Here is a 6,783-nt window from a genome sequence, read left to right as displayed (position 1 = left end):
GGTTGGCCAGGTCGACCGCCTCGATCAGCTTCTCGTCGTCGCAGGGCACCTCCCGCACGTGCCCACGCTCGTCCCGGTCCTCGTCCCGGCCCTTGCCGGACCGGTCGCCATCCTCGTTCTTCGCACCCTGGTCGGCTTTCCCGCTCTCCGGCCCGGCGTCGCTCACGTTCTGCTGCGCGGCGGCCTGCTGGTCCGCCGGTCGCTGCGCGTCGCCGGACTTGTTGTCGCGTGCGGCGAGGCCGCTGAGGGCTGCCAGGCCGACGACGCCGGTCAGCCCGGCCACGCCGGTGGCGACCCAGAGCGCCCGCCGTCTTGTCGCCGGTGGAGTGGTGTGAATCTCCCCGGCGGGAGTAGTTACGTCGTCGTTAGACATCAGAGCCTTCCGCCCTTTCCGCTACCAGACGGGTCGTGCCGATAGAAGGGGCGCGACCGGCTACAAATCGGTTGCAGCCTCCGATCGCCAACCTATGAGAACGATCCTCACGACACAGGCGAATACGAAGAAAGCCCGCGTAAGCGGTCAGAGAAGGTAGCTAACGGGCGAGCCGGACAACGACGACGGGCCCCACCCACGGGTGCGCACGCACCCGTGGGTGGGGCCCGTGACGGGGCCCGGGCGGTCAGCCCGGCAGGCGGGGGCCGGCCTCGCGCTGCTCGGCCAGCCAGGTCTCCACCTCGTCGGAGCGGCGCGGCAGGCCGGCCGAGAGGTTCACCGCGCCGGTCGCGGTCACCAGGATGTCGTCCTCGATCCGTACGCCGATCCCGCGCAGCTCCTCGGGAACCAGCTCGTCCTCGGGCTGGAAGTACAGCCCGGGCTCGACGGTCAGCACGTAGCCCTCGCCGAGCGGGCCGTCCCGGTAGGTCTCCTTGCGGGCGTTGGCGCAGTCGTGCACGTCGATGCCGAGCATGTGGCTGGTGCCGTGCAGCGTCCACCGGCGGTAGACCGTGGAGGCCGGGTCCATCGCCTCGTCCACGCTCACCGGCAGCAGCCCGAGGTCCTTCAGCGCCTCGGCGAGCACCCGCATGGCGGTCAGGTGCACGTCCTTGAACCCGACGCCGGGCCGGATGATGTCGATCGCCGCCTGCTGGGCGTGATGAACGGCGTCGTACACCTGGCGCTGCAACGGGGTGAACCGGCCGTCGACCGGCAGCACCCGGGTGACGTCGGCGGTGTAGAGGTTGCGGTTCTCCACGCCCATGTCCATCAGCAGCAGCTCACCCGGCCGGGTGGCGCCGTGGTTGTGCACCCAGTGCAGGATCGTGGCGTGCTCGCCGGCCCCGACGATGGAGTTGTAGCCGACCTCGTTGCCGTCGTGCCGGGCGCGCAGCGCGAAGATGCCCTCCAACAGCCGCTCGGAGACCCGCCGGTCGGCCGGTAGCGCCCGGGCCACGTCCTCGAAGCCGCGTACGGTGGCGTCGCAGGCGTCCTGGAGCTGGGCGATCTCCCACTCGTCCTTGACCAGCTTCAGCTCCGAGATGGCGATGGCCAGCTCCCGGTCCCGGCCCGGCTGGCCGTCGGCGCGGGCGCCGTCGAAGGGCCGCACGGCCGCGTCCACCCGGGCGTCGAAGCCCCGCAACACCCGGGTACGCCCCGGCGCGCAGTCGGCCAGCGCCGCCTCCAGCTCGGTCAGGTCGGCGGTGGGCAGGCCCAGCTCGGTCGACTTCTCGCCGAGGGTGTGCCGCCGCCCCACCCACAGCTCGCCGTTGCGGCTGCGGAAGAACTCGTCGGTGACCCGGGACGAGCGGGGCCGCATGTACAGGGTGGCGTCGTGCCCGGAGCCGTTGGGCCGCAGCACCAGGACGCTGTCCGGGTCGTGGTCCCCGGTCAGGTACGCGAAGTCGCTGCCCGGCCGGAACGGGTGGTCGGTGTCGTTGGCGCGTACCTTCTCGCCGCCGGTCGGGACGACCAGGGTCTCCCCGGGGAAGGCCGCGGAGAGCGCGGCCCGGCGCTTGGCGTAATTCGGCACCTCCGGCCGGGGTCCCACCGGCAGTTCGGTGTCCCGCCAGCCCTGCCGCATGAACTCCAGGAACGCCTCCGGGAAATCCGGGTCGTGCGACTCGGTGCCGTCCGCCGGCTTCCCCTGGGCCCGCTCCTCAGCCATCTTCCGCCCTCCCTAGCGCCTCGATGCTGGTCCCGACGGTACCGCGCGGGTTCGGGCAGACATCCCGAGGCGGCCTCATGAATTCGTTTCTCGTGCGACGATGCCAGCTATGTGCGGAATTCTGGCGTTTTTCAGTGCTCGTGGAGACGCGGCGGCCCAGCGCGACGCCGTCGCCGAGGCGCTGGAGTGCCTGCACCACCGCGGCCCGGACGACACCGGGGTGGAGGTGGTGGGCGACGTCTCCGGCCGGCGCACGGACGTCGTCTTCGGGCACAAGCGGTTGGCGATCATCGACGTGGAGTCCAGCCACGAGCCGCTGAGCTACGCGGACGGGCGCTACCTGCTCACCTACAACGGCGAGATCTACAACTACGTCGAGCTGCGGGACGAGCTGATCCGGGACTTCGGCGCCCGATTCGCCACCAACGGCGACGGCGAGGTGGTCGTCGCCGGCTACCACCACTGGGGCGAGCAGATGCTCACCCGGCTGCGCGGCATGTTCGCCTTCGTCATCTGGGACCGGCAGGAGCGCCGGGCGTTCGGCGCCCGCGACTGGTTCGGCATCAAGCCGCTGTACCACCTGGAGACCCCCGACGGGCTCTACCTCGCCTCGGAGAAGAAGGCCCTGCTGCCGTTCGCCCCGTCGGCGGGGGCGGGCGACGCCGGGGTGGACCCGGCGAACCTGAGCCACTACCTCACCCTCCAGTACGTCCCCGAACCCGGCACCCTGCACCGCGGCATCGGCCGGATCGGCTCGGGGGAGTGCCTCACCTGGAGCCCCGGCTACCGGATCGAGGTGCGCCGGTGGTTCCGCCCGGTGTTCCACCCCGCCCCGGTCTCCGACGAGCAGCGCCTCTACCACCGGATCCGGGAAACCCTGCGGGACAGCGTCCGGGTGCACATGCGCTCGGACGTGCCGGTCGGCTCGTTCCTGTCCAGCGGCATCGACTCGACCGCGGTGGTCGCCCTGGCCCGGGAGTTCAACCCGAACATCCTCACCTTCACCGTCGGGTACGACGTGGACGGCTACTCCGAGATCGACGTGGCCCAGGACTCGGCCCGGCACCTCGACGTCACCACCATCCCGACGAAGATCGGGCCGCAGGACATGATGGAGGCGCTACCGAAGATCATCTGGCACCTGGACGACCCGGTGGCCGACCCGGCGCTGGTGCCGCTGTACTTCGTGGCCAAGAAGGCCGCCGAGCACGTCACCGTGGTCCTCTCCGGCGAGGGCGCGGACGAGTTCTTCGGCGGGTACACCATCTACCGCGAGCCGCTGTCGCTGAGCCGGGTCAACGGCCTGCCCCGGGGCGTACGGGCCGGGCTGCGGGCGCTGGCCCGGGTGATCCCCGAGGGGGTCAAGGGCCGCAGCTTCCTGGAGCGCGGCACCACCCCGATCGAGCAGCGCTACTACGGCAACGCCCGGATGTTCACCGAGGCGGAGAAGCAGCGGCTGCTGCGCCAGTACGACCCGTCGGTGCGCTACACCGACGTGACCGCGCCGATCTACGCCGAGTGCACCGAGCTGGACGACGTCACCCGGATGCAGTACGTCGACCTCTACACCTGGCTGCGCGGGGACATCCTGGTGAAGGCGGACCGGATCTCGATGGCGCACTCGCTGGAGGTGCGGGTGCCGTACCTCGACCGGGAGGTCTTCCAGGTGGCCGCCGGCATCCCGGTGAACCTGAAGATCCCGCCCCGCTCCGACGCCACCAAGTACGCGATGCGCCAGGCGTTGCAGGGCATCGTGCCCCCGGCCATCGTGAACCGCCGGAAGCTCGGCTTCCCCACCCCGACCCGGGTGTGGCTGCGCGGCGAGATGTACGAGTGGGCCCGGCACATGCTGACGACCTCCGGCGCTGGCGACCTGATCGACCTGCCGTACGCGCTGCGGCTGCTGGAGGCGCACAAGCGGGGCGAGGCCGACCACTCCCGCAAGGTGTGGACGGTGCTGATCTTCTGCGTCTGGCACGCCATCTTCGTCGCGCGGACCCTCGACCCGGGCATCCAGCGCAACCAGTCCGCCCTGCTCACCAAGCCCGCGGTCGGCAGCATGGTGCGATGAAAGGAGGGGCCCCCGGTTAACGCATTCCGTTGTACCGGGGGCCCCGCTTAGCACCTGGGCCGGGTCAGCGACCGGCGCAGGTGACGGTGGGCAGGGTGTTGGCGCCCGGGGTGTTCGCGGTGAAACCGAAGCTGGTGGTGCCCTCCGGTGCCACGGTGCCGTTCCAGGCCGCGTTGGTGACGGTCACCGCCGCGCCGCTGGTGCTGGCCGTGCCGCTCCACACCGAGTTGATGGTCTGGCCGCTGGGCCAGGTCCAGTTCGCTGTCCAGCCGGCGTACGTGCGGGTGCTGTGGTTCATGATCGTGACCTCGCCCTGGAACCCGCCGGGCCAGGAGCTGACCACCTTGTAGATCGCCATGCAGTCGCCGCCGCCCGGCGGCGGCGTGGTCGGCGTCGGGGTCGGGGTGGGCGAGGTCGGGGTGGGCGTCGGGTTGGTCGGGGTGGGCGTCGGGCTGGTGGGCGTCGGTGACGGGTTGCCGCCGCCGGGGCCGACCCCGGTCACCTCACCGTTGCCGCCGTCGAAGGTCACGTCCGAGCAGCCGAAGAAGTTCTCCTGGCTGTCCGAGCGGACCCAGCGGGAGTAGATGATGTGCCGCCCGCTCTTGTTCGCCGGCAGGGTGCCGGTGAAGTAGTAGTGGCCGTCGTTGGTGCCCACCGCGCCCCGCTGCGGCGGGTTGGTCACCGTCAGGAACGGCTCCTCCAGGTCACTCCAGGCCAGCGGACGGGTCGGGCTCCAGCTGTTCTTGGTCACGTAGAAGTAGAACGTGCCCGGGTGGTGGGCCCAGTTGCTGTAGCGGAACTCCATCGTCCGCCCGGCGGTCAGGTGGGTGATCGGCCAGTCGTTGCGCGCCTGGTCGTAGCCGCTGAAGCCCGGGTTGCCGCCGCTGCACAGCTTGCCGTCGGGGATGAAGCCGGTGGTCCGGCCGCCGGCGTCGGAGCGCAGCACGCTGAACCAGTTGTACAGCGAGTTCGGCCCGTTCTCGGCGACCGCCGCCGAGCAGGCGGGGTTGTTCGGCCTGATCTCCCCGGTCGTGCTGAGGCCGTCCTTCCAGCACAGGAAGGTACGGGCGCCCGGGGTCATCGCGGCGCCGTGCGCGGCGGCCGGATCGGAGCCGGTGGCGAGGGCGAGTGCGCCCACGGCCAGGGTGGCGACCGCGGTGAGCAGCGCGGCCGTACGGGATCGGTGCACGGGTTCTCCTTCGAGGTGGGTGAGCCCGTCGGCGCCCGCCACGGTGCCCGGCCGAGGCGCGGCGACAGGGACTCGCCGGGGGAGCGACCGCGTCCACCGGCCCCGGAGGCAGGCGGACACGGCTGTCCGTGGTCCGTCGGTGCGGACCGGTGCCCTCGCGTGGACTGAACCCGGCGCGGGCGGCGCGGCAGCCCCCGCGCACACCCGGCAGCGCCATCCCACCACGCCCCGAGGCCGGAGCGCAATAGGAAGGCTCCGATGCGTCAGCGTCGCTCGACGAGATGCTCCCGGCCGGCCGGCTGCGGCAGGTCGTAGACGATCTCCTCGGCGAGCAGCGCCCCGAAGCGGACCCGGTCGCGGTCCTCGCAGACGGCCCAGTAGGCCAATACGGTGTCCTCAGCGATCGTCACGGCGGTGAGTGTGTCAGCCTGGGTGCGACAGATCTGATCTCTGGAGGAGTCGTGGGATACGCGGTGGTGCTGGGCGAGGCGCTGATCGACCTGCTCGACGCCGAGCAGGAGGGCCGGCCGGTCTTCCGGCAGGAGATCGGTGGCGGGCCGCTCAACGTCGCGGTCGGGGTGTCGCGGCTCGGCGGCGCGGCGCACTTCGTGGGCTCGCTCGGCGACGACGTGCTGGCCGACCGGATCCGGGCGTTCCTGCGCGACGCCGGGGTGGGGCTGGCCGGCGCGGTGACCGTGCCGGTGCCCACCTCGCTGGCGGTGACCACCCACGCCGGCCCCGAGCCCGACTTCCGGTTCTACGGCGACCCGCCCTCGTACGGGCTGCTCACCGCCGACGACCTGGACGTCGCCCTGGTCGAGGGGGCGGACGTGCTCTACGGCGGCTCGATCGTGCTGCTCTGCCCGCTGGTGCTCGCCGCCGCCCGTCGGGCCTGGTCGCTCGCCACCGGCCTGCGGGTGTTCGACCCGAACGTGCGTCCCCGGCTGCTCGACGGCCCGGCCGCGCTGGTCGAGCTGCGCCGGATCGTGGCCGAGTTCGCCGCCACGGCGCACCTGGTCAAGCTCAGCGCCGCCGACGCCGCCCTGCTCTATCCGCAGGAGCCGGTCGAGGGCGTCGCCGCGTACCTGCGGGAGCTGGGCGCCGGGACGGTGGTGGTCACCCTGGGCGCGGACGGCGCAGTGGTGGCCGCCGGGCCCGACCCGGTCCGGATTCCCGCGCCGAAGGTCGACGCGGTGGACGCCACCGGCGCCGGCGACTCGGTGATGGCGGCGCTGATCGCCGAGCTGCTGGTCGACGGCGAGCCGGCCGGGCCCGCCGGGTGGCAGGAGCGGGTGGCGTTCGCGTTGCGGGTGGCCGGCCTGGTCTGCGAGTCGCCGGGCGGCGCGCTCTCCATGCCCACCCGGGCCGAGGTGGCCCGCCGCTTCGCGTGACGCCGGCGGGCCCGCGGACAGGCGCGGGAC

Annotated in this window: 5 protein-coding genes and 1 pseudogene; 2 read left to right on the top strand and 4 right to left on the bottom strand. The window is 72.2% G+C overall.

Features of this window, described 5'->3' with window-relative positions; genetic code table 11:
- Together AB0H57_RS23095 and AB0H57_RS23090 are read right to left on the bottom strand one after the other, a co-directional pair.
- Nucleotides 1-373 (bottom strand): annotated as a pseudogene (locus AB0H57_RS23095) (hypothetical protein); the annotation flags it as partial.
- A 247-nt stretch (nucleotides 374-620) separates the two neighbouring features.
- Nucleotides 621-2,102: an aminopeptidase P family protein gene (locus tag AB0H57_RS23090; protein WP_357509638.1), complete on the bottom strand. Its 1,482-nt coding sequence runs from the start codon at nucleotides 2,100-2,102 to the stop codon at nucleotides 621-623.
- Nucleotides 2,103-2,211: 109 nt separating this feature from the next.
- Between AB0H57_RS23090 and asnB the strand changes: the two genes are divergently transcribed.
- Complete coding sequence (gene asnB, locus AB0H57_RS23085) at nucleotides 2,212-4,173, top strand: asparagine synthase (glutamine-hydrolyzing) (protein WP_357509636.1); 1,962 nt, start codon at nucleotides 2,212-2,214, stop codon at nucleotides 4,171-4,173.
- Nucleotides 4,174-4,237: 64 nt separating this feature from the next.
- Here the strand turns inward: asnB and AB0H57_RS23080 are convergent, their stop codons facing one another.
- Both AB0H57_RS23080 and AB0H57_RS23075 read right to left on the bottom strand, forming a co-directional pair.
- Nucleotides 4,238-5,362: a lytic polysaccharide monooxygenase gene (locus tag AB0H57_RS23080; RefSeq protein WP_357509634.1), complete on the bottom strand. Its 1,125-nt coding sequence runs from the start codon at nucleotides 5,360-5,362 to the stop codon at nucleotides 4,238-4,240.
- A gap of 263 nt (nucleotides 5,363-5,625) precedes the next feature.
- The gene (locus AB0H57_RS23075) at nucleotides 5,626-5,772 is read right to left on the bottom strand and encodes a hypothetical protein (protein WP_357509632.1); all 147 of its coding nucleotides are present in this window, start codon (nucleotides 5,770-5,772) and stop codon (nucleotides 5,626-5,628) included.
- A 51-nt stretch (nucleotides 5,773-5,823) separates the two neighbouring features.
- Here AB0H57_RS23075 and AB0H57_RS23070 point away from each other — a divergent pair, with 51 nt between their 5' ends.
- Nucleotides 5,824-6,753, top strand: coding sequence for a carbohydrate kinase (locus AB0H57_RS23070; protein ID WP_357509630.1), 930 nt, complete (start codon nucleotides 5,824-5,826; stop codon nucleotides 6,751-6,753).
- Nucleotides 6,754-6,783: the final 30 nt, after the last annotated feature.

Source organism: Micromonospora sp. NPDC050686 (assembly GCF_040654475.1).
In the GTDB taxonomy this organism is placed as follows: Bacteria; Actinomycetota; Actinomycetes; order Mycobacteriales; family Micromonosporaceae; genus Micromonospora.
Note: the sequence above shows the minus strand (reverse complement) of the source record. Positions and strands in the feature narration are given on the sequence as shown.